Source organism: Celeribacter sp. (genome assembly GCF_048266405.1).
Lineage (GTDB): Bacteria > Pseudomonadota > Alphaproteobacteria > Rhodobacterales > Rhodobacteraceae > Celeribacter.
In genome coordinates this window covers 63,005-85,561 of the sequence record NZ_JBLWZO010000008.1, presented here as the reverse complement: position 1 = coordinate 85,561, position 22,557 = coordinate 63,005, and the positions used below count along the sequence as shown (strand labels likewise).

Below are 22,557 nucleotides of genomic sequence, written 5' to 3'. Positions count from 1 at the left end.
GCCCGCCATTTTTTTCCAAAGCGCCTGCCGCTTGTATCGGCACAACCCCAATTAAAATAAGGGAGGCAAGATGATTCAGGACAGTGTCTGGCTCGGCCCCTTGCGAGGTCCGGTCAAGAAATTGGCCATCGGCTTTACCGCGTTTGCACTCGCGGTTTTCGCATGGCTCGCCATTAACAAAATCTTCTCGGCTGACGCCCTCGGCATGCACGAAATGATCCGCTCTACCGGCGGCATTTGGGGCAAGTTGATGCTCGGCTCACTCGCCGGCTCCATATTGTTCGCCTCGATCTATTTGTCGGACACCATTGGCTCCATCGAAGACAAACCTCACGGCTTTTTCGACTACCTGTCGTTGGTCACATCGCGCATTGCCATGATCGCAATCGTTATGATCGTGGTCGTGATGTTCTACGAAGTTGTGTCGCGCTATGCGTTCAACAAACCCACCCTATGGGCCAACGAATTGTCGCTCTGGATCGCGGCCTTTGTGTTCTTGCTCGCGGGCCAATACGCCATGCAGCAACGCTCCCACATCCGCATCTATGTGATCTACGATCTCATGCCGCGTTGGATGAAAAAAGCCTCCGACGTGATCTCCGTTTTCCTGATCTGGGTGTTCTGTTTCGCCCTCGTTTGGGGCGGGTTCAATGATGCGTGGACACGGATGTTGCGCATGGAGACCTTCGGCACCGCGTGGGATCCGCCCATTCCGGGGACGATCAAACCCGCCATCCTGTTCATCATCGTTCTCGTGGCTATTCAATCGCTGTCCAACCTCATCGCAGATTGGCACAAAGCGCCCGAACATCACTCGCCTGCGGACGAAATCGACGAAGACGAAATTGAAATGCTGCGTAAAACGCTCGGGGAGGACCTCTAAATGGTCGATATCGGCACCCTCTCTCTCATCGTCTTGCTGGGCATGTTTGCCCTGCTTGCAATCGGTATGCCCTTGGGCTTTGCATCGGCCTTTCTCGCTGTTGTCACGCTTGTTCTCAAATTCGACGTGGACATTCTGTTCAAAACTTTTGGACGCGGTCCCTTCGCCGTATTGGGGCAAGCGGTTTACCGACAGATGGTCAACTATGTGCTCATCTCGGTGCCCCTCTTCATATTTATGGCCTCTCTACTGGAGAGGACGGGCATCGCCAAAGACATGTATTCCTCGCTCAATCTGTGGCTGTCACGCACCCGTGGCGGTATCGCCTTTGTCACCTCCATCATGGCCGTTATTATGGCGGCTATGTCGGGGATCATCGGCGGCGAAGTGGTTCTTCTGGGCCTCATCGCCCTGCCTCAGATGCTGCGACTTGGCTACGACCAAAACCTCGCGATCGGCACGATCTGTGCCTCTGGCTCGCTTGGCACGATGATCCCGCCGTCCATCGTTTTGATTTTCTACGGCCTCGTCACCGAGACCTCGATCAAAGCGCTGTTCACGGCCTCCTTCCTGCCCGGCTTTATGTTGGCGTCGTTCTTCATCATCTATATCTTTGTGCGGACACGGATCAGCCCCGAGCTGGCTCCCCTGCCCGAGGACAACCCTGATGATCCACGCGGCTCCGAAAAAGGCCTGATGTTCCTCGGCTTCCTGTCACGCTTCGGCATGTGGGTTACGGCTGTGCTGTTGGCGCGCAACCTGTTCCTGACCGTGCTTGGCATGAACAAAATTGTCGAGGGCGTTGAGCCGATCATGCTCGGCATGGTCGCAGACATCCCCTACCTGGTTGGTGCATTCCTTCTGTTTTCCGTCACGATGATCTTCATCGTCGGCAAAGAGCGCACCGCAATAGGGTGGGACATGGGCAAAGGGCTTATCGCACCGACCGTGGTGATCGGTGTGGTTCTTGGCTCCATCTATGGCGGCATCACGGGCATCACCGAGGCGGCTGGCATGGGCGTTGTGGCTGTGTTCGTCATCAGCTTGGTCCGTGGGGAAATGACCTTTGACATCGTCTGGGACAGCCTGTTGCGCACACTGCGCTCCACAGGCACGATCATCTGGGTGACAATCGGTGCAGCCGCTCTTGCGGCGGCCTATACGCTCGCAGGTGGTCCGACCTATGTGGCCAATATGATCGTATCGGCAGACCTGCCGACGATGGGGATCATCCTCGTGATGATGTTCATCTTCCTGATCATGGGGATGTTCATGGACTGGGTTGGCATCGTGTTGCTGATTATGCCCGTGTTCCTGCCCATCGTGCTGCGCCTTCCTGTCGAGGAAATCGGTCTCCTTGGGGAATTGGACCCGCGCCATGTGGCGGTCTGGTTCGGTGTTGTGTTCTGTATGAACATGCAGGTTTCGTTCCTGTCACCGCCCTTTGGTCCTGCGGCCTTCTACCTCAAATCAGTGGCTCCACCGCACATCTCGCTCACGGATATCTTTAAAGGCTTCCTGCCCTTTATCGCCATCCAGTTGATCGCCCTGTCGGTTCTGCTGATCTGGCCTCCGATCGTCTCGATCTTCCTCTAGGGATCACGTAGAGATCGATCTAACCCTATCACTGCTGCGGGGCTGCGGGGCTGCGGGGCGGCGGGACGTCCGCCGCCCCGCTCCGTTTTTCTCCCCCATGCCACGCACCCACACGCGGCATCGGAGATAAAAACGCGCATTACGCCGAAACTCCTAGCGTGACATTCTAACATATAAGATGCAAAAAGCGGTCAAACGGCCGCTAACGGCCCACCACATATTGACCCAGAGGATCGCCATGACCACCGTTCGCCTGTCAGACGTCGACAACGTTGTCACCGCCAAAACCCAACTCGCTATTGGCGATGAGGGCGCCATCGACATCATTCCGCGCGGCCACAAGATGGCCACCTGCGACATCGCCAAAGGCGCACCTGTTCTCAAATATGCACAGGTCATCGGCTACGCGGCGCAAGACATCGCGAAGGGCGCACATATCCACACCCATAACCTTGAGTTCCGCAATGTAGACGCAAGCTACGAATTCGGCACCAACCTGCGCCCCGTTACCCCCGCGACCACACAAGACACCTTCATGGGCTACAAACGCCCCACGGGCCGCGTCGGAACGCGCAACTATATCGCGGTGCTGACGTCAGTAAACTGCTCGGCCACCGCCGCGCGGATGATTGCACAGCACTTCACCCCCGACATCCTTGCCGCCTACCCCAACGTCGATGGCGTCGTGGCCTTTGTCCACGGCACAGGCTGCGCCATGGGCGGTGACGGGACGGGGTTCGAAATGCTGCAACGCACCCTCTGGGGATACGCCAAAAACCCCAACGTGGGCGGCGTGCTGCTTGCGGGTCTTGGCTGTGAGATGATGCAGATCGACTGGCTGATCGAAGCCTACGGCCTCAAATCCGGTCCGACCTTTCAGACCATGAATATCCAAGATGTCGGCGGGTTGCGCAAAACCGTGGCCCTCGGCATCAAAAAGATCGAAGCCATGCTACCCGTGGTCAACCAATCCACCCGCGAAGAGGTTCCGGCGTCCGAGCTCATGGTGGCCCTGCAATGTGGCGGCTCGGACGCGTGGTCGGGCATCACCGCCAACCCTGCCGTGGGCTATGCTTGCGACCTGCTCGTGGCCCAAGGCGGCACGGGTGTCTTGGCCGAAACGCCCGAGATTTACGGGGCCGAGCACCTGTTGACCGCACGCGCCGCCACGCCCGAAATTGGTGAGAAACTCCTCGACCTGATCAAATGGTGGGAAGACTACACCACCCGAAATCGCGGTTCGATGGACAACAACCCCTCCCCTGGCAACAAGGCGGGCGGGCTGACCACGATCCTCGAAAAGTCTCTGGGCGCAGCAGCCAAGGGCGGCACGACACCGCTCAACGGCGTCTACAAATATGCCGAGCAAGTCACCGCGAAAGGTTTCACCTTTATGGACAGCCCCGGCTATGACCCCGCATCGGTCACGGGGCAGATCGCCTCGGGCTGCAACCTTGTGTGCTTCACCACGGGGCGCGGGTCGGCCTTTGGCGCGAAGCCATCTCCATCAATGAAAGTCGCCACCAACACCGAGATGTTCAACCGTCTCCACGAAGACATGGACATCAACGCAGGCACGATCATCTCGGACGGCAAGCGCGTCGAGGACGTAGGCCGCGAAATTTACGAGATGTGGCTGCGCATGGCCTCTGGGGAGAAAACAAAATCCGAGGAAATCGGCCTTGGCGACTACGAGTTCGTGCCATGGCAAGTCGGCGCGGTGATGTAGTGATAATGACCAACTCAGGACACATATAATGGGGGCTCTGCGCCCGAGAGAAGAGCGCCTGACCGCGGGAATGCTCATCATGGTTTTGGCCGTCACCTGTTTCACAGGGATCGACACCTCGGCCAAATGGCTGTCGAACTACGGTATGCCCGTCATGCAGATCGTCTTTGCCCGCTATGCCATGCATTTCCTGCTGTCGGTGGTGGTTTTTGTTCCGCAAGAAGGCCTCTCTGCGTTCAAATCCAACGTCCCCAAGAAACAACTTCTACGCTCAACCGCGCTGTTGGTGGGGACGTTTCTCAACTTTCTGGCGCTCAGTTACCTGCCGCTATCGCTGACCATTTCCATTGCCTTTGCCACCCCCATTGTGGTGACGCTCTTGGCTATTCCCTTGCTCCGCGAACAAGTCGGGTTGCGCCGTGTCATCGCGGTTTGCGTCGGCTTTATCGGCGTTCTGGTCGTGGTACAGCCGTGGGGCGCGGGCTTTCATCCTGCGGTCTTCATCTCGCTTTGCACCCTGTTTGCTGCGTCCTTCTATTATGTCATGACGCGCATGATTGCGGGTGAGGAGCGCAATTCGACCATGCAACTGTGGTCGAGCGGTCTGGCCACCGCAGCGATGTTGCCGCTCGCGCTTCAGCATTGGATCTGGCCGCATGATATCACTGGATGGATCGTGTTCTTTGCCATTGGCACCTTTGGCATGACGGGACATGTCTTTGCCACGACGGCGCACCGCTGGGCGGATGCCTCGGTTCTCTCACCGATGATCTATACCCAACTGGTGTCCGCGACACTTGCCGGAATTGTTGTGTTTGGCACATGGCCAACCATCTGGACCCTGATCGGGGCGATCATCATCATCGGATCGGGCCTCTACATCTGGAACCGTGAGCGGACAAAAAAAGGGCAGACCCCAGACTAGGCCTGCCCTTTTCTCGGGAGGTAACTTTCGAGGCGCGAGGTTTAGCCGCGTCCGATGTAGGGCATGTTTGTCGCCATCACCGTCATGAACTGCACATTGGCCTCAAGCGGCAGCGACGCCATGTGAAGCACCGACTTGGCGACATTGTTCACATCCATAACGGGTTCAATCGCGATGGAGCCATCCGCCTGCGGCACGCCCGCGGTCATCTGTGCGGCCATATCGGACATGGCGTTGCCGATGTCGATCTGACCACAGGCAATGTTGAACGCCCGCCCGTCGAGTGACAAAGAGCGCGTCAGACCCGTGATCGCATGTTTAGACGCGGTATAAGGTGCCGAGCCCCAGCGCGGCACATAGGCCGACACCGACCCGTTGTTGATGATGCGCCCGCCTTGGGGATCTTGGCGGCGCATGATGCCAAAGGCCGCGCGTGCGGCAATAAACGAACCGATGACGTTGATATTCATCAGATTGCGGATCGCATCCACGTCCGCCTCGTCGATCATGCCACCCGGCATCGACACGCCTGCGTTATTGAACAAGGCATCAACGCGCCCCCATGTCTCATAGGCTGTCTCGAACGCCGCGCCGACTTGCGCCTCATCGGTCACATCAGCGGGAATGGCGAGCGCGTTTTCATGGCTGTCCGCCATCTCCTGCACCGACGCGGCGGTGCGCCCGACGATCCCCACGCGCCACCCTGCGTCAAGAAAGGCGTTCGCGGTGGCTTTGCCGATGCCACGCGCACCGCCAGTGATGATGATTGATTTTGTCATTAGTGATTATCCCTCGGTAAGGTCTTGGCCACACGCTGATAGGCCGTGGCGAGTTCCAGACAGCCGCCTTGAGCCAGTTGGCCCACATGTTGACGGTAAATTTCCTGCCACGGGGTGTGGCTTTTGATGTCGGGAGGCGTCCACGCAGCTTTGCGGGCCTCCCATTCAGCCTCATCCACAAGCGCATTCATCGACGAGGTATTGATATCGAGGCGCACCATGTCGCCCGTTTTGAGATAGGCCAAGCCACCACCGACCACGGCCTCGGGCGAGGCATTCAGCACCGACGGGCTTTCGGAGGTGCCCGATTGACGCCCATCGCCCACGGTGGGCATGTGGTTGATCCCCGCATGGATCATCGCATCAGGCGGCTGCATATTGACCACCTCCGCCGATCCCGGATAGCCGACACAGCCGACATTGCGGATGAACAGCATACAGGTCTCGTCAATCTCGAGTGCGGGATCATTAATCCGCTCGTGATAATCCTCCGGCCCCTCGAACACGATCGCGCGGGCCTCGTAAATTCCATCCTTGAGAAAGCGGTCGCGGAAGTCATCGGAGATCACCGAGGATTTCATCAACGCGCTGTCAAACAGGTTGCCCGAGAGCACAAGGAACCCCGCCTTCTCGCGCATCGGTTTGTCGTAGGCAAAGATCACACGGCGATCCGTCACCTCAACACCGTCGAGGTTTTCGCCCATGGTTTTGCCCGTGGCACTCATCGCCCCTGCGTGCAATTTGCCCGCGCCGTTCAGCTCGGCCATCACCGCAGGAACACCGCCCGCGCGGTAGAACGCCTCGCCAAGGTATTCACCCGCAGGCTGCATATTGACGAGCAGAGGAATGTCATAGCCGACGGTTTCCCAGTCCTTCACATCAAAGGGAATGCCCGCGTGGCGCGCAATCGCCTGTAGGTGTGGCGGCGCGTTTGTGGACCCGCCAATGGCAGAACACACGCGGATCGCGTTCTCAAAGCTCTCGCGGCTCAAAATGTCCGACGGCTTGAGGTCTTCGTAAGCCATTTCCACAATGCGCTGACCCGTTTTATAGGCCATCGCCATGCGTTCCTGGAACGGCGCAGGTATCGCGGAATTGCCTGTCAGGGTCATGCCCAAAGCCTCCGACATGGCGTTCATCGTCGAGGCCGTGCCCATCGAATTACAGTGACCAAGCGACGGGGCCGAAGCACAGGCGCGGTCCATAAATTCGTCCCAGCCGATCTTGCCATCCGCCAACAAGCGACGGCTTTCCCAGATCACTGTACCAGAGCCGACGAGTTTGCCCTTCCAATGCCCGTCCAACATCGGCCCGCCGTTCAGACCAATGGCGGGGATGTCCATGGTGCAGGCGGCCATCAGTTGCGACGGCGTGGTTTTGTCACAGCCCGTGGTCATCACCACAGCATCAATCGGATAACCGTAAAGCAATTCCACAAGACCCAAATAGGCCAGATTGCGGTCGAGCGCCGCCGTGGGACGCTTGGCGTTTTCAAAAATCGGATGCACAGGAAATTCCATCGGAATACCGCCCGCATCACGGATACCCGCCTTGATCCGATCCATCAAAAAGACGTGGATTTTATTGCAGGGGCTCAGATCGGAGCCAGAATTCGCGATGCCGATGATCGGCTTGCCCGCCTGCAATTCCTCGCGCGTAAAGGCCTGATTGAGATAGCGTTCGAGATAGAGCGCGGTCATCCCCGGATTGTTGGGGTTGTCGAACCATTCTTGGCTACGGAAACGTTTATTGGCGCGGGTATCGTGAGACATGCGTTCCTCCCCGAAGGCATGAGAATTATTGAGTGCGAGGCATGGCGATTCTTGTATTTACCTGCATGCCTAAAGATGATCTGATTTGGTATACCAAGACAAGCGGAATTTGGTATACCAAATTTTTTTGACCAAATGTTTGCACCTAAGCCACGGATAAACGGGAGATTGTCATGCTCAAAATCACGCGCCTTACGACGGGCCTTGCCCTCGCTATAGGGACCGCCCTGCCCCTTTGGGCCGAGAGCACCATCGCGGATGTCGACGCCTGCATCGCCACGTCCATTGACGAAGGCACCGCCCCCACCGCCTGTGTTGAACTCGCCCACACGGAATGCACCGAATTTCCCGACGACATGAACTCCTCGGCGGCGCTGTGCTTCACCCAAGCCAAGGACATGTGGTCACAAGGAATCACCGCGCGGATGGAGGACATCAAGGCAAAGGCCGCGCCAGAAATCGCCACCATCGCAGGTATCGAGGTGAAATATGACCTGCTGTCCGCGCTCGTCCAGTGCGACCGCATGGAAGAACTCAACAGCCTGCGCGAGGGCGTCACAGACGAAGAAATCCTGCGTCAGAAAACGGCCTGTGCCGCGACGGCCAGCGGGTTGGCCTATACCAAACTGGCATGGCGCTCGCGCCAACTGCCATAACGCGCACACGTAATACAGACACAACACAGAACAGCCAAACTCAAAGGAGCGCCCCATGATCGAAGCCCCCGCCCTACTGACCATTCACCGCAACACCCGTCGCCCGACAGCGGCGCAAATCGCGCGGTTCAAAGACATGCCGAGCGCCTTTGTCGCCGATGCCATGAGCGGGCGTGGATGCCTTGCCACCCCCATCGGCCCCATCGGTGGCGGACGCGATTACCCCTGCAACGTGGTCGGTCCCGCCCTTGTCGCAGACAATAGCGCGGGGGATCTTCTGGCCACAGGGGCAGCGCTCAACATCCTTCAAAAAGGCGACATCGTGGTCGCGACTGTGGATGGTTATCAAGGCAGCGCAGCGGCGGGTGATCTCGTCATGGGCATGATGAAAAACGCAGGTGCAGCGGGCTTCGTTACGGACGGACCGATGCGCGATTACGAGGGCATCGTGGCCGTGGGCCTGCCCGCCTATTGCACTGGCCTGAACGCAAATTCGCCCTATGGCAATGGCCCCGGAACCGTGGGCGCGGGCGCTGTTGTTGATGGTGTGCGGATCGAAACAGGCGATCTTTTGGTTTGTGACAGCAACGGCGTTGTGGTCGTTCCGTTTGACAAAATCGACGCCGTGGCCGACGCCGCCCATGCGGTCAAGAACGCAGAGGCCGAATTTGAGGTGCAAGTGCAATCAGGCGCGCAATCAAGCTTCCTCGATCTCGACGAGATGCTCGCGGATGGCCGCGCGGTCTTTGCCGACTAACAGGCCTTTCCAGACAAGAGAACGGGCCGCAAGGAGATGATCCTGCGGCCCGTTTTGTGGCTATCGCGATGGCAGCCCTGCGTGTCCGTCAGTCAGGTTTTGCCCGACAGGTGTCCGACAAAAGTCCGACGCAGAGCAGACGCGGTTTTTCCTATGATTTCAACGCACAAACCGTTTTAGCCAGTTTTACCGATGACACGGAGTTACGCTTTGCCCTTGGCCACTTCGTCGGCCATATTGAGGCCGTTGAGGTCGCCCACAATATCCGACAGCGTGATGATGAAATCCTCGCCTTTGCCAATGGCTTCGGCGTGGGTGAAATAGTGTTTGGACGCCGCCCCCATGACATTGACCGCGCCCACCTCGGACGCCATCGCGTTGAAATAGCGCAGGTCTTTGGTGGCGTTGGTGATGGAGAACTTATGAATTTCCGCATCGCGATCAATCGCATAGGCCATAAAGGTATCAAAGAACCCGTTGGACAGACGACTGTCACCGATCACCTTGGCATAAACCTGTGGCGGCAGCCCCGCTTTGGTCGCCACTGCGAGCGCCTCGGCGTAGAGCGATGCCATGCCCATCGACGTGAAGTTCATCAAGAGCTTCATCTTGTGGCCCGCACCCGTTGGACCGACGTGATTGATATTCCCCGCCCAACACTCGATGATCGGCAAAACCTGTTTGAAAACAGCATCATCTGCACCGACCATCGCGTCGAGCGTGCCTGCCTCGGCCTCTTTCGGGGTGCGGCCCAGTGGCGCGTCGATCATCACGCCGCCCTTCTCCGCCAATGCCGCCGCAAGCGCCTCGGTCGAGGTCGGGTCTGCGGTGGTGGTGTCGATCACGGTCAAGCCGTCACGCATCCCCGCAAGGATGCCATCGGGACCGTGGAACACCGCCTCGACCTGCGGCGAATTGGACAGGCAGATGTGGATCACATCGCAATTTTCCGCCATTTCACGTGGGGTTTTCGCCTCCGTGGCGCCCATGCCCACAAGGCTCTCGACTGGAGTGCGGTTGCGATTGCCCTTCACCCAGAGCGGATAGCCGCCCTGAAGGATATTCTTGGCCATGCCGTGGCCCATAAAGCCCACGCCGATAAAGCCGACGGTTGGTTTCGTAGTCATTTGGATCTCCTCCCAAAGATGATTTTAAAGACTTGCGGTAATTCCGCCATCGACGAAAAGCGTATGGCCATTCACAAAAGTTGACGCCGCAGACGACAAGAAGATAGCAGCGCCGACGAGTTCCTCTACCCGTCCCCAGCGACCAGCGGGTGTGCGTTTTTCGAGCCATGCCGAGAAATCCGCATCCGCGACAAGGGCGGCATTGAGCGGCGTGTCGAAATAGCCCGGCGCGATGGCGTTACAGTTCAACCCGTGCTTGGCCCAATCGGTCGCCATGCCCTTGGTCAGGTTGGTCACTGCCCCTTTGGAGGCGGTGTAGGGCGCGATTGAAGGCCGTGCGAGGGCGGATTGCACCGACGCGATGTTGATGATGCGCCCTTCCCCGCGCTCGATCATGTGACGCGCGACGGCTTTGGAGACGTAAAACACCGAATTGACGTTGGTGCGCATTAACGTGTCGAAGGCCTCGGCAGGGAATTCTTCGAGTGCTGCGCGGTGCTGCATCCCTGCGTTATTGATGAGGATATCAATGGGGCCATGCGCCTGCTCATAGCCGTCCACCGCCGCCACTGCCGCCTCGGCGTCGGTGACATCAAAGGCCAATGTATCAACGTTAAACCCCTCATCGCGCAGCCGTTTTGCCGCCTCCTCAAGACGCTCGGTATTGCGCGCGTTGAGCACCAGATGCGCGCCTGCTTCGGCCAGTCCTTTGGCCAAGGCATAGCCGATGCCCATAGATGATCCAGTAATGAGAGCGCGTTTGCCTGTGAGATCGAATAGCTGCATGGGTCCTCCAAAAATGCACTGCGCCGACCATTGACAATCAGGGTCGAAATCGCGTTGATAATTTTGGTATACCATTTTTACCCCGTTGCAAATAGCGACGATGAAGACTGTCTGGAGGACACCACAATGACGGCGCTTTACGCCCACGGACCACGAGATTTACAGCTCGGGGACTGCGAAACTCACGCCCCACAGGCAGGCGAGGTGCGCATCAAAATGGCACGCGGGGGAATCTGCGGATCGGACCTGCATTACTATCTGCACGGCGGATTCGGCACGGTGCGCCTGCGTGAACCGATGGTTCTCGGCCATGAGGTTTCGGGCCATGTCACCGCGCTTGGCGACGGTGTTGAGGGCTTGGCCGTGGGCGATCTTGTCGCGATTTCCCCGTCACGCCCCTGCGGAGATTGCCCCGAATGCGCCCGCGGCAATCCCAACCATTGCGCCAACATGCGATTCTATGGCTCCGCAATGCCCTTCCCCCATATCCAAGGCGCGTTTCGCGACGACCTTACCGTGCTGCAAAGCCAATGCGTCAAGGCCGAGGGGCTAACCGCCGCCGAAGCGGCCACCGCCGAACCTCTGGCCGTTGTTTTGCACGCCATGCACCAAGCGGGCGACCTTTTGGGCAAGCGCGTTTTGGTGACGGGTTGCGGCCCGATCGGGTTGCTCGCCATCCTCGCGGCCCGTCGTGCAGGCGCCGCCGAAATCATCGCCACCGACATTTCTGATCGTGGTTTGGAGTTTGCCCGCAATGCACGCGCCAACGTCACCGTTAACACCCTGACCCACGCAGAAGGGCTAGCTCCCTATGCCACGGGAAAAGGCGCGCTAGATGTCTTATTCGAGTGTTCTGGCGCACAGGTGGCACTGGCAGGAGCGATCCCCACGATCCGTCCGCGCGGCACCATCGTACAGGTCGGCATGTCAGGCGATATGACCCTTCCGATGCAGCAAATCACCGTCAAAGAGTTGAGCCTCAAGGGCTCGTTCCGCTTTCATCCCGAATTTGCCACGGCCATTTCCCTCATGCAGCAAAAGTTGATTGACGTGACACCACTGATTACCCACAGCTTCCCCCTTGCAGACTTCCAAGAGGCGTTTGACACCGCGACGGACCGAGAAAAGGCGATGAAAGTCCAACTGGTGTTCGGCTGATGCTTACATACGCTGTCGCTGTCTTCTTTCTCGTCATCACCCCTGGCCCCGGCGTTTTGTCGGCGGCTGGCGTTGGCTCCGCCTTCGGTTTTCGCCAAGCATTGCGCTACGTGACGGGGTTGTTCATTGGCTCAAACTTAGTGGCGGCCGCCGTCATTTCGGGATTGGCCGCTGTGATCCTCGCTACACCCGCGATCCGCACAGTCCTGATGGCCGCATCGCTTGCCTATCTCGTCTATCTGGCCGCGAAAATCGCCTTCGCAGGGGCAAAAATCGCCTTTATCGAAAACAAACGCGGACCGGGGATCGGCGCAGGGCTTTTACTGCAAGCCATCAACCCGAAAGTCTACGCCGTCAATACCGCACTGTATTCGGGCTTCTCCTTTGCGCCTGACAACTACACATTCGAGGTCGCGATGAAGTTGCTCATCATGAATGCGATCTGGATTCCGCTTCACCTTGGATGGGCCTATGCGGGCGCGTCCTTGCATAAACTCAACCTGTCTGAAATCGCACAGCGACGGATCAATTACGCTATGGCGGGCGCGATGCTCACCGTGGTGATCTTGGCCCTGTTTGCGACCATTAAAACTGCATAGGAGCCGCACATGCTTCCCCTTTCCAACCACGCCCCCGAGGGCACTTTTGTCGGTCGAATTTGGCGCGAGGGCGCGGGCCCAAGCCTTGTGACCCTACGCGGCGACACGCTTGTCGACATCACCTCCAAAGACGCGCCCACCATGCGCGATCTGTTGGAAATGGACGACCCTGCGGGCTACGTCAAAGCCGCCAAGGGAGAGGACATCGGCACGCTGTCAGAGCTGACAACACAGTCCAAACCTGACACCGCCGCCGATGCGCTGCGCCTGTTGCCCCCCTGCGATTTGCAAGCGGTCAAAGCCTGCGGCGTGACCTTTGCCGAGAGCATGGTCGAGCGCGTCATCGAGGAACAAGCAGCAGGCGATTTTGCCGCCGCCGATGCCATCCGCGCCCGCGTCAAAGACAAGATCGGCGACAGCCTATCGGGCATCATCCCCGGTTCTGCCAAAGCGATGGAGGTCAAGGCCGTCTTGCAAGCCGAGGGCCTGTGGTCGCAATATCTCGAAGTGGGCATTGGCCCCGACGCCGAAGTGTTCACCAAAGGGCAGCCGCTGTCCTCCGTGGGCTATGGAGCCGCCGTGGGTCTGCACCCCGTCTCCAAATGGAACAACCCCGAACCCGAGATTGTCATTGCCGTCAATTCGCGTGGAAAGATCAAGGGCGCGACCCTTGGCAATGACGTGAACCTGCGCGATGTCGAGGGACGCTCGGCGCTGCTTTTGGGCAAGGCCAAGGACAACAACGCCTCCTGCTCTATCGGCCCGTTTCTGCGCCTGTTTGATGAAACCTATACAATAAACGACGTAGAGAATGCCGAATTGACTCTCAAGGTGACAGGGACAGACGGATTTGTCCTCGACGGTCATTCGTCCATGACCAAAATTTCACGCGCCCCTGCGGATCTCGCGGCGCAAACCTGCGGCCCGCATCACCAGTATCCTGACGGGTTCTTTCTGTTTCTGGGCACGCTCTTTGCTCCCGTCAAAGACCGCGACGCCAAGGGGCAAGGGTTCACCCACCACATCGGCGATGTCGTCGACATTTCCGAGCCGAACTTGGGCAAACTGACCAACACCGTGCGCCTGTCGCCCGACTGTCCACCGTGGACCTTCGGCGCCAGTGCCCTCATGCGCAACCTCGCCTCTCGCGATCTCATATAACACGTGAGGGACGGCGCACCCGTTTGGCGTGACCGTCCCCCGCGTCCCTCCCCCATTCGGAACGCTTAAGGAGTTTTCCATGAAAATCTGTATCATCGGCGGTGGCGGCCTTGTCGGCCAGAAACTCGCCACAGCACTGGCCAAACGCGGCACCCTCAAGGGCCAAAGCATCGACACCCTCGTGCTTGCCGATGTGGTCAATCCCGCCCCGATCGACGCGCCCTTTGCCGTCGAACGCGTCACTTGCGACATCACCGACACCGCCTCTGTGGCCACGGTGATCGACGCAGACACAGACGTGATTTACCTGCTCGCCGCCATCGTGTCGGGACAGGCCGAGGAAGAGTTTGATCTGGGCTATAGCATCAACATGTTTGGCACCATGAATGTGCTTGAACGCGTTCGGAGCTTGGGCACCAAGGCCACCGTTGTCTTTACCTCATCCATTGCCGTGTTCGGTGGCGACGTGCCCGATCCGATCACCGACAATTCCTACCTCAATCCGCAGACCTCCTACGGGGCGCAAAAGGCCGCGGGCGAGTTGATGATCAACGACTATTCGCGCAAGGGGTTTGTTGATGGTCGCGCTTTCCGCCTGCCCACCATCACGGTGCGCCCCGGCAAGCCGAACCGCGCCGCGAGCGGGTTCATGTCGTCGATTTTCCGCGAGCCATTGCAGGGCCAAGAGGCCGTCTGCCCGGTGTCGCGCGATTTCCCGCACTACTACCTCAGCCCGCGCAAGTGCATCGAAAACCTGATCAAAGGCGCGGAAATTCCCGCCGAGAACCTTGGTCAAAACCGCGCCATGACCATGCCCGGACGCACATGGACCATCGGCCAGATGATCGACGCCATGACCGCCGTGACAGGTCCAGAAGCCGAAACCCGCATCAAGTTCGAGGAGCAGCCAGAGATCTGGGAGATCGTAAAAGGATGGCGCTTCGACATTCACGCCGATAAGGCGCTCTCGCTTGGCCTTGAGGCGGATGAGAGCTTTGAGGACAACATCCGCTACTTCATCGAAGACGACAAAGCCGCGTCCTAACGGACACGGCTTCGATCAAATATTACAATTTTCGTCAAAGGGTAAAGGTGGAAACGCCTTAGCCCTTTTTCCATTTTTGAACATCTGCAAGGCGTGATTTCACGGCCTTTTTCAACAGCAGACTGTCAATATCAATTGCCGTGAACAGGCTGCCCGCCTCGACCGCGAGATCGAGCATCCCCTGATCTGCGGAGAGGAATCCCGCAGGTTTACCCGCTGCCCGAATGCGCCGCAGACCGCTCGTAACCGCATCAACCACCGCAGGGTGGTCTAGCTGTCCCGGATAGCCAAGCGAGGCCGCCAGGTCCGCAGGCCCGATGAAAATCGCGTCGATACCGTCAACGGCGGCAATCGCCTCCAAATCCTCAAGAGCCTCTTTGGTCTCGATCTGGATCATCAGACAAATCTCGTCGCGGGCGTGGGCAAAATACCCCTCCACATCACCAAACAAATTGGCCCGTGTCGATCCGCCCATGCCGCGAATGCCCCTTGGCGGGTAGGCCACGGCCTGCGCCGCTGCCTCCGCTTCGGCCACATCGCGCACGTATGGAACGAGAATATTCTGTGCCCCGATATCGAGCACCCGCTTGATCTCTGCGGCATCCACATGGGTGATACGGACCACGGGGGACACATCGCACCGCCCCATAGCCTGCATCATGTGCAACACGTTATCGAGGTCACGCGGCGTGTGTTCACAGTCGATCAAAATCCAATCATAGCCCGTTCCCGCAAGCATCTCACCGATGTAGGGATCACGGATCGTATTCCACAGGCCAATCTGTTGTTGGCCCGCCAAGATGGCGCGTTTGAACGGGTTGGCGATAAGATCCATCGACATCGCGACACTCCTTAGTTCACAGGCGTGACGAGGTCACGCCCTTCGAGAAATGCCACAACGTTTGACAGCTGCACTTCGGCCATTGCGCGGCGTGTTTCCACCGTTGCGGAGCCTTGGTGCGGTTGCAGGTGAACATTCTTAAGCGCATAGAAACGCTCATTAATTTTAGGCTCGCCAAGGAACACATCCAAAGCAGCACCTTCGATCGCGCCTTGTTCCAGAGCATCCAAAAGCGCGCCCTCGTCCACGGTTGTGCCGCGCGAAATATTGACCACAACACCGCGAGGCCCAAGCGCCTCGATGCACTCTTTGCTCACGTAATTGCGGGTGGATTCCCCGCCAACAATCGCGATCACGAGCCAATCGACGGCTTTTGCCATCTCGACAACATCAGCGTGATAGGTCCAGTTCGGCGTCTCTTTTTCGGAGCGAGCATGATAGTGGATGTCCATTTTGAACGCCGCCAATCGGTCCGCAATGTCACGCCCGATGCGCCCCATGCCAACGATACCAACAGAGGCTCCGGACATTTTACGATTGAGCGGAAGCGGCTTGCCCGAAGCCCACGTCCCGTCGCGCACCCACGCGTCGCCACGTACAAGATCACGCGCATAGGCGAGCATCATGCCCACGGTCAAATCGGCAACGTCATCATTGAGAACGTCGGGGGTATTGGTGACTTTGATCCCGCGCGCGGTGGCGGCATCAACGTCAATGGCGTCATAGCCGACACCAAAATTCGCAATCACGCCAAGGTTTTCAAACAGGTCCATTTGATCTCCGCCGAGCGGATCGTGGCCTTTGTAAGCCATCGCCTTTATACCCTGACGGGTGGCGGCATCCAGGGCTGCCATGTCTGCATTTGTGGCGACAAAAACCGACGGGTATGCGGCGTCCAAACGGGCGCGTTCCTCGTCAGTTACAGGGGCGCCGACGATCAGGAGAGGTGTATCAGTCATAGGTCGTCCTTTCGGAAAAATTGTTCGATTTGTGCAAGTTTAACGCTCAAATCACGCTCAAAGCAGCTTGCGAATGCGTGAAATAGCCTCTTCGATATTGTCGAGTGAGTTGGCATAGGAGAACCGCAGATAGCCTTCCCCCCATGCGCCAAAGGAAGTGCCCGCAACGGTTGCGACACCCGCTTCGTCGAGAAACTTGTTTTGCGCGTCCATCGCGCTCAGGCCTGTGCCCTCGATATTAGGGAAGGCATAAAACGCGCCGCCTGCATCGGCACAGCGCACTCCGGGGAGATCGTTGAGTATCGCGACAATCGCCTCTCGCCGCTTGTCGAACTGCGCCACCATCGACGTTACCGCATCTTGTGGTCCTGTCAGCGCCGCAAGACCCGCATATTGCGCGGAGGCATTGACGCAGGAATGGTCGTTGATGCACAGGCGTGTCACGTGATCCACCGCCGCATCGGGCCACACCGCATAGCCCAACCGCCAGCCCGTCATGGCATAGGTTTTCGACCATCCGTCCAACATGATAAGACGGTCACGGATTTCGGGATACTGCAACAGAGAGACGTGTTCACGTCCGCCATAGAGCATCTGGGAATAAATCTCGTCGGACAAAAGTGCGACATGGGGATGATCCAACAAGCCTTTGACGAGTTTGTCGATTTCTTCCTTCGGCGTCACGCCACCTGTCGGGTTTGCGGGGCTATTGATGATGATCAGGCGCGTCTTATCCGTGATTTTGGACAGAACATCCTCGGCCTTGAACGCAAAACCGTTTTCCTCGTTCAATCCGATCGGCACAGGTGTGGCGCCCGAATATTTGATGACGCTTTCATAGATCGGAAAACCGGGGTTGGGGTACATGATCTCCGTGCCGGGTTGGCCAAACATCAGCACCGCAAAGAACATTGTCGGCTTACCACCGGGGACAACGACAACATTATCGGGGTTCACCTCGACGCCGTGGCGACGGTGCAAATCGGCGGCCACAGCTTCGCGCAACACGGGCAATCCGTTGGCGGGCGTATAGCCGTGATGACCGTCTTTGAGGGCCTTAATACCCGCTTCGACGATGTGATCGGGGGTTTGGAAATCGGGCTGACCGATTCCGAGGTTGATGATGTCTCGGCCTTCAGCGGCAAGTTTTCCCGCGCGGGCCAACACCATAAATGCGCTCTCAGTTCCCAAACGGGACAGACTATCTGCAAAGATCAAATCGGACATAAAGGCTCCTCCCTACCGCCATCCCCACGATTGCCGCAGGCTCTTTCAGTTTTGGTATACCAAACAAAAAGTGAAAGGAAGTCCGCAAATCCCGCGAATGCGCACAGGGCCAGCAAAGCGATTGCGCAGCCCATGCCATACAAGAGAGTTGTCGTCAGAAACTGCCGGGTTAATCGTCGAGCAAATACTCGTATCGTGCGTCCGTCAAGGTCTTCATAAAGGCCACGAGCGCATCGATTTCAGCGTCTTTGAGCGCATCCCCCTCGGTCAACTCCTGCACAGCCAAAGTCTGCATCACGGGCGCAGGTCCGAATACCTTCCCTGTTTCGGGATTGATCTGCCGCTCAGCGGCTTTGGAGTTGTACCGATTATAAAACAGCACCACCGTGCGCAAATCCTCAAACACGCCGTTGTGCATATATGGGCCTGTGACGGCCACATTGCGCAGGGTTGGCACTTTGAATTTACCATAATTTTCGGGGGCCTTCGCCTCGGGCGTATCGGCGAGACCATTGTCCGTTTTGTCCAACTCTAGGCCATTCATCTCGCGTAATTCGATGTTATTTGGCACGCCGATGTTGAAATATTCATAGTTCGTGAATGTCTCCCGCTCCATTCCGGGGCGTGGCTGAAGCTGGTGGCACAGGTTGCAGTTGGTGAACTGCTGCGAAAAGAATAGCGTCTCGCCGAGCAACTCTTCGCGCGTCAAGTCCACCTCGCCACGCAGGTAGCGGTCATATTTGCTGTCAAAGGGGAAAAAGCTATCGCGGCGCTCGAAGGCGGCAATGGCATTGGTCATGGCGTCAAATCCCATGTCCACATCATCCAAGACACCTGCCCCGAACTGGCTCTCGAAAGCCTCTACGTAGTCCGCATTCTCGCGCAACCGCGCCACAACAGATGCCTCATCAGGTATGCCCATCTCAATCGGGTTCAATGGCGGCCCACCCGCCTGTTCCTCTAATGTAGAAGCCCGGCCATCAAGGAATTGTCCGCCGACCCAATTTCCATCCTCATTGTGATGAAAAACCGGCGTGAGCGCGGCGTAAGTCACGGTCGGCGCGTTTCGGTCACCCAAAGACTCACCATCATCCCCAATGGACGCCGCGCCACGCGGATCAGCAAACCCGTGATCGGGATCATGGCACGAGGCACAGGACTGCGTGCGGTTTTGCGACAGGTTCACATCGAAAAACAAAGCCTCCCCCAAGTCATCGAGCGTTTCAATGCTCTGAGCTTGTCCGCCTGTCGCAAGCGTAGAGAACAGACCAATCGCGGCGAGACGTGTCAGGGATGCCATGTGAGTAACCTAATTTCAGAGTTCTTTTGTCGGATATAGCGCCCTCCCTTTAAAATAGAAAGAGGGGGTGCGATTTGACGCATGTCAAACCCGCAAAAACAATGCGCCACCGACGTGTGCCCCACACAAGCCATGTTGGGACGCGGTTGTTAAGCCGCAGATGCGTGTCTCACCATCCTGGTCAAGCGTTCGATCTCTAGGCGGGCGGCCTGAACGGCCCACGCCCATTCTTCAGGGTCGGTAATGGCATGAGATGCACCTGCCCATGACACATCGTCATGAAACAGCTTGGTCAGATCAACGCCGACTTCCTCCGACATATAGGCATTGCAGTCCCGATACCCATCCATCAATTCTTCGCGCTGTTCGGCGGTCAACACATCGCCCGATTTAAAGAACGCCGCAGGAGACTGATCCATGGCGCAGCGCAACAAGGCGCGGCGCTCGGACGGATCGGAAAACGCGCATTCCGATAAGGCCGCAATAAACGGCAATGAAGGCGTGCGATTGGCCGTCATTTTGGTGTCTTTCGCCACGGCCAACCGGTCCAAACCAATCTGATGGAACAGATCGCTCACCGCATCTTGTTGGCGCAGGTGCGCTCGGTCATACAAATGCGCCGCCCAATTGATGTCTTGGAACTGCCTGCGCATGCTGCGCAAAAAATCAGCGTAGTCGGCTTTCTCACGGCGGGCGAGAATGAAGGGCAGATAGTCCCCCGCCAGATTGCCCGTTTTGCCGCGTTGCTTGGCTAGGCTTTCGAGGAATAGATCCTGTCGCCTAAAATAGAAAAACGGCTTTATTTCCAAACTTTCAATACCTTGAAAGACATTTATCATCTTTTTTGTTGAGTATTTCCCAAAGGCCGTCTCGGTGGAAATCAACAGATTTTTTTGCTGTGTATACCTCATTTCACGCGAAATCTTTTCGCGGATGAGATCGTCGTTGTGATCGTCACGCATCATGCGCGTCAGACTGTTGTGGCACACACCACGCCGAAACGCCTTGATATAGCTGACACCCGCCGCTCGCACCGTCGCCTCATGACGGGTCAGGACGGATTGCACAGATGTAGTGCCGGTTTTCTCGGTGCCCAAGTGAACGAACAGGGTTTTACGCTTTGAATGTGTCATGGGGCGCAGGTGTAGAGTAAAGGCGTAAAAACTCGGTGCAAGTTTGCGCATGCATTTTATACAATTGCGACAGATGCCTGCGATCTTCTCCGATCAGGGCGCAGGCGCGGCGATGCGCATCCCCTCAATTTCGAGTGCCATATCCTCGGCGAGGGCGTGAACATCCTCAGACGGTGCTCCACGGGCGAGCTCAAGGCGCAGGGCCGAAATATTGGCCAGATAGCGCCTTGCGAGGCGATCAGGGTCCGCCGTCTCGGGCAATTCCCCCTGCGCCACAGCCCGCGCAAAACAGGCGCTGAATTCCTGTTGCATCGCACTCAGATAGGCACGGGCTTTCTCCACAATCGCGGGGTCGGTGGTGCGCGTGTCGATCAGTGTCTTTGTCATCATGCAGGCTTGGCGGGCTTTGTCATGGGGCGGCAATTTCGCAAAACCACGCAAATGATCTGCAAGCCCCGCAAGCGGGCTCGCAGCCTGCGCCATTGCGCGACGAACGGACGAACGAGAGGCCTCGAAATAACGCTCCAACGCCAACAGGTAGAGATTTTCCTTGCTGGTGAAAGCGGCATAGATGCTGCCGGGCTTCATCCCGAGCGTCGCCTCAAGGTCTTTGAGCGACGTCGCATGATAGCCTTTGTCCCAGAACAGCGTCATCGCCGCATCTAATGCAGCGTCGCGATCATAGGGGGCGGCACGGGCCATAGGGTTGTCCTCTCGACGCGTTTGGGGCTCCTCAGCTGCGCATTTGAGCGAGCTGATCAAGGATGCTGATATAGCTATCAACGCCTTGCGCCCCTGTCACCAGATGTTTGCGATCAAACACAATCGCGGGAACGCCTTGGATGCCTTGCTCAGTCCAGAACCGTTGTTCCTCGCGCACGGCCTTGGCAAAGCGCTGATCTCGTAGCACGGCGAGCGCCTCGTCACGGTCCAAGCCGGTCTCGGCGGCGACGTCAGCAAGTACGGCAACATCCGACAAATTGCGGCCATTGGTGAAATGCGCGGCAAACAGGGCTTGCTTAAGGTCGTGCTTGCGCCCCTGCCCGTCCGCCCAATGCAAAAGCTGATGGGCATTGAATGTGTTGTGCATCCTAAAGCCGTCGTCAAAGCCGAACTCGAACCCGAGGTCAGCACCAAGGGCTGTCAGGTGCTTACGGTTTTCATCGGACTGCGCGGGGGTAGTACCGTATTTCTCGGCCAGATGCTCACGCATATCCTGCCCCTCGGGCGGCATATTCGGGTTTAACTCGAAGGGATGCCAATGGATGTCGTGATCCACGCCTTTGACCACAAGGGCCGTTGCGAGTTGCCGATAACCGATAATGCACCACGGGCACATCACATCGGAGATGATATCAATGCGCAACGGGGTTGCTTGAGAAGATGTTTGGTCGGTCATATCGCCTCCTACGGCACAATGCGGCTCATCGGGGCACGGTTAAACGAAACCATCGCCCTCACACAAGGGGGCGGCCCGCTCGGATAAGCGGGCCACGCCGTTATTTAGTCAGCACTCACTCGGCTTTTTGCCAAGCGAACTTCTGGAACACTTGGTCAATCGGGGTCTGGGCAAAGTGGTTGGTGTAGTTCGACATCACCTTTTGAGCCACGCCCAAGATCACCTCAAGAATTTGGCGCTGTGTGTAGCCCGCATCGAGGAACGCCTGTGTGGCGGCCTCATCGACGAACCCGCGGTTACGCACCACATTGAGGGTAAAGTCGCGTAGGGCTTCCAATTTGGCAGTGGGCAGCGGCGTTTCATTGCGCAGCGCCTCGGTGATGGCGTCATCCACCTTCATCATTTTGGCGATGCCCGTGTGGGCCGGAACGCAGTAGTGGCAGTTTTGCTCGACGTTCACGGTCTGCCAGACAACGGTTTTTTCTTCGTCATCAAGGCTCGTCGCCATGAATTGTGCATGGGCGAAATGGTAAGTCGCCAAGAGGCCGGGAGCCTCGGCCATGACGCCGTGCAAGCCGGGGACGCGGCCATTGGCTTTGAACGAGGCTTCGAGGCCTGCCTTGGACTCTTCGGGGGCGCTTTCGATGGTGTGAATGGTGAAATCAGTCATGGTGTTTTTAGCTCCTTGGGTGTGCGTTCATTTGTCGTTGAACACAGAGCTAGAG

General features: G+C 57.8%; 22 protein-coding genes. 10 read left to right on the top strand and 12 right to left on the bottom strand.

What is annotated here, in order from left to right:
- The first annotated feature begins 70 nt into the window (after positions 1-70).
- The 4 genes from ACN0TS_RS14195 (at position 71) to ACN0TS_RS14180 (ending at position 5,133) form a co-directional block, all read left to right on the top strand.
- Entirely contained in the window at positions 71-883 is an 813-nt protein-coding gene (locus tag ACN0TS_RS14195) for a TRAP transporter small permease subunit (protein ID WP_417260024.1), read from the top strand.
- On the top strand, positions 884-2,479 hold the full coding sequence (locus tag ACN0TS_RS14190) for a TRAP transporter large permease (protein WP_417260023.1): 1,596 nt from the start codon (positions 884-886) through the stop codon (positions 2,477-2,479). It abuts the gene before it with no gap.
- A gap of 238 nt (positions 2,480-2,717) precedes the next feature.
- On the top strand, positions 2,718-4,208 hold the full coding sequence (locus ACN0TS_RS14185) for a UxaA family hydrolase (protein WP_417260022.1): 1,491 nt from the start codon (positions 2,718-2,720) through the stop codon (positions 4,206-4,208).
- 28 nt (positions 4,209-4,236) lie between these two features.
- The gene (locus ACN0TS_RS14180) at positions 4,237-5,133 is read left to right on the top strand and encodes a DMT family transporter (protein ID WP_417260021.1); all 897 of its coding nucleotides are present in this window, start codon (positions 4,237-4,239) and stop codon (positions 5,131-5,133) included.
- A gap of 41 nt (positions 5,134-5,174) precedes the next feature.
- Here the strand turns inward: ACN0TS_RS14180 and ACN0TS_RS14175 are convergent, their stop codons facing one another.
- Entirely contained in the window at positions 5,175-5,912 is a 738-nt protein-coding gene (locus ACN0TS_RS14175; RefSeq protein WP_417260020.1) for an SDR family oxidoreductase, read from the bottom strand.
- Entirely contained in the window at positions 5,912-7,684 is a 1,773-nt protein-coding gene (locus ACN0TS_RS14170; RefSeq protein ID WP_417260019.1) for an IlvD/Edd family dehydratase, read from the bottom strand. The genes ACN0TS_RS14175 and ACN0TS_RS14170 overlap by 1 nt, the downstream gene beginning before the upstream one ends.
- Positions 7,685-7,857: 173 nt before the next feature.
- Between ACN0TS_RS14170 and ACN0TS_RS14165 the strand changes: the two genes are divergently transcribed.
- Positions 7,858-8,340 carry a hypothetical protein gene (locus tag ACN0TS_RS14165; RefSeq protein WP_417260018.1) on the top strand — a complete coding sequence of 161 codons (483 nt, stop codon included), beginning with the start codon at positions 7,858-7,860 and terminating at the stop codon, positions 8,338-8,340.
- Between the two features lie 55 nt (positions 8,341-8,395).
- Positions 8,396-9,097 (top strand): RraA family protein, encoded by a 702-nt coding sequence (locus ACN0TS_RS14160; RefSeq protein WP_417260017.1) that lies wholly within the window; start codon positions 8,396-8,398, stop codon positions 9,095-9,097.
- A 203-nt stretch (positions 9,098-9,300) separates the two neighbouring features.
- Here the strand turns inward: ACN0TS_RS14160 and ACN0TS_RS14155 are convergent, their stop codons facing one another.
- Together ACN0TS_RS14155 and ACN0TS_RS14150 are read right to left on the bottom strand one after the other, a co-directional pair.
- Positions 9,301-10,224 carry an NAD(P)-dependent oxidoreductase gene (locus ACN0TS_RS14155; protein WP_417260016.1) on the bottom strand — a complete coding sequence of 308 codons (924 nt, stop codon included), beginning with the start codon at positions 10,222-10,224 and terminating at the stop codon, positions 9,301-9,303.
- A 24-nt stretch (positions 10,225-10,248) separates the two neighbouring features.
- Positions 10,249-11,010, bottom strand: a complete 762-nt coding sequence (locus ACN0TS_RS14150; RefSeq protein WP_417260015.1) for an SDR family oxidoreductase — start codon at positions 11,008-11,010, stop codon at positions 10,249-10,251.
- A 126-nt stretch (positions 11,011-11,136) separates the two neighbouring features.
- On the opposite strand from ACN0TS_RS14150, the gene ACN0TS_RS14145 reads away from it, so the two are divergent.
- The 4 genes from ACN0TS_RS14145 to denD all read left to right on the top strand — a co-directional run bounded on the left by ACN0TS_RS14145 (position 11,137) and on the right by denD (position 14,973).
- Entirely contained in the window at positions 11,137-12,168 is a 1,032-nt protein-coding gene (locus ACN0TS_RS14145; RefSeq protein WP_417260014.1) for an L-idonate 5-dehydrogenase, read from the top strand.
- The gene (locus ACN0TS_RS14140; protein ID WP_417260013.1) at positions 12,168-12,767 is read left to right on the top strand and encodes a LysE family translocator; all 600 of its coding nucleotides are present in this window, start codon (positions 12,168-12,170) and stop codon (positions 12,765-12,767) included. Before ACN0TS_RS14145 ends, ACN0TS_RS14140 begins: the two co-directional genes overlap by 1 nt.
- Before the next feature lie 9 nt (positions 12,768-12,776).
- Entirely contained in the window at positions 12,777-13,928 is a 1,152-nt protein-coding gene (locus tag ACN0TS_RS14135; protein ID WP_417260012.1) for a fumarylacetoacetate hydrolase family protein, read from the top strand.
- Between the two features lie 79 nt (positions 13,929-14,007).
- Positions 14,008-14,973: a D-erythronate dehydrogenase gene (gene denD, locus ACN0TS_RS14130; protein ID WP_417260011.1), complete on the top strand. Its 966-nt coding sequence runs from the start codon at positions 14,008-14,010 to the stop codon at positions 14,971-14,973.
- Positions 14,974-15,031: 58 nt separating this feature from the next.
- On the opposite strand, the gene ACN0TS_RS14125 is transcribed toward denD, so the two are convergent.
- The 8 genes from ACN0TS_RS14125 to ACN0TS_RS14090 all read right to left on the bottom strand — a co-directional run bounded on the left by ACN0TS_RS14125 (position 15,032) and on the right by ACN0TS_RS14090 (position 22,502).
- The gene (locus ACN0TS_RS14125) at positions 15,032-15,814 is read right to left on the bottom strand and encodes an HpcH/HpaI aldolase family protein (RefSeq protein WP_417260010.1); all 783 of its coding nucleotides are present in this window, start codon (positions 15,812-15,814) and stop codon (positions 15,032-15,034) included.
- An 11-nt stretch (positions 15,815-15,825) separates the two neighbouring features.
- Entirely contained in the window at positions 15,826-16,773 is a 948-nt protein-coding gene (locus ACN0TS_RS14120) for a 2-hydroxyacid dehydrogenase (RefSeq protein WP_417260009.1), read from the bottom strand.
- 57 nt (positions 16,774-16,830) lie between these two features.
- On the bottom strand, positions 16,831-18,000 hold the full coding sequence (locus tag ACN0TS_RS14115) for a pyridoxal phosphate-dependent aminotransferase (RefSeq protein WP_417260008.1): 1,170 nt from the start codon (positions 17,998-18,000) through the stop codon (positions 16,831-16,833).
- Between the two features lie 169 nt (positions 18,001-18,169).
- Positions 18,170-19,300, bottom strand: a complete 1,131-nt coding sequence (locus ACN0TS_RS14110; RefSeq protein WP_417260007.1) for a cytochrome-c peroxidase — start codon at positions 19,298-19,300, stop codon at positions 18,170-18,172.
- 149 nt (positions 19,301-19,449) lie between these two features.
- On the bottom strand, positions 19,450-20,433 hold the full coding sequence (locus tag ACN0TS_RS14105; RefSeq protein ID WP_417260006.1) for a hypothetical protein: 984 nt from the start codon (positions 20,431-20,433) through the stop codon (positions 19,450-19,452).
- A 93-nt stretch (positions 20,434-20,526) separates the two neighbouring features.
- Positions 20,527-21,135 carry a TetR/AcrR family transcriptional regulator gene (locus ACN0TS_RS14100; RefSeq protein ID WP_417260005.1) on the bottom strand — a complete coding sequence of 203 codons (609 nt, stop codon included), beginning with the start codon at positions 21,133-21,135 and terminating at the stop codon, positions 20,527-20,529.
- 31 nt (positions 21,136-21,166) lie between these two features.
- Positions 21,167-21,832, bottom strand: coding sequence for a DsbA family oxidoreductase (locus ACN0TS_RS14095; RefSeq protein ID WP_417260004.1), 666 nt, complete (start codon positions 21,830-21,832; stop codon positions 21,167-21,169).
- Positions 21,833-21,947: 115 nt separating this feature from the next.
- Positions 21,948-22,502 (bottom strand): carboxymuconolactone decarboxylase family protein, encoded by a 555-nt coding sequence (locus tag ACN0TS_RS14090; RefSeq protein ID WP_417260003.1) that lies wholly within the window; start codon positions 22,500-22,502, stop codon positions 21,948-21,950.
- Between the last annotated feature and the right edge of the window lie 55 nt (positions 22,503-22,557).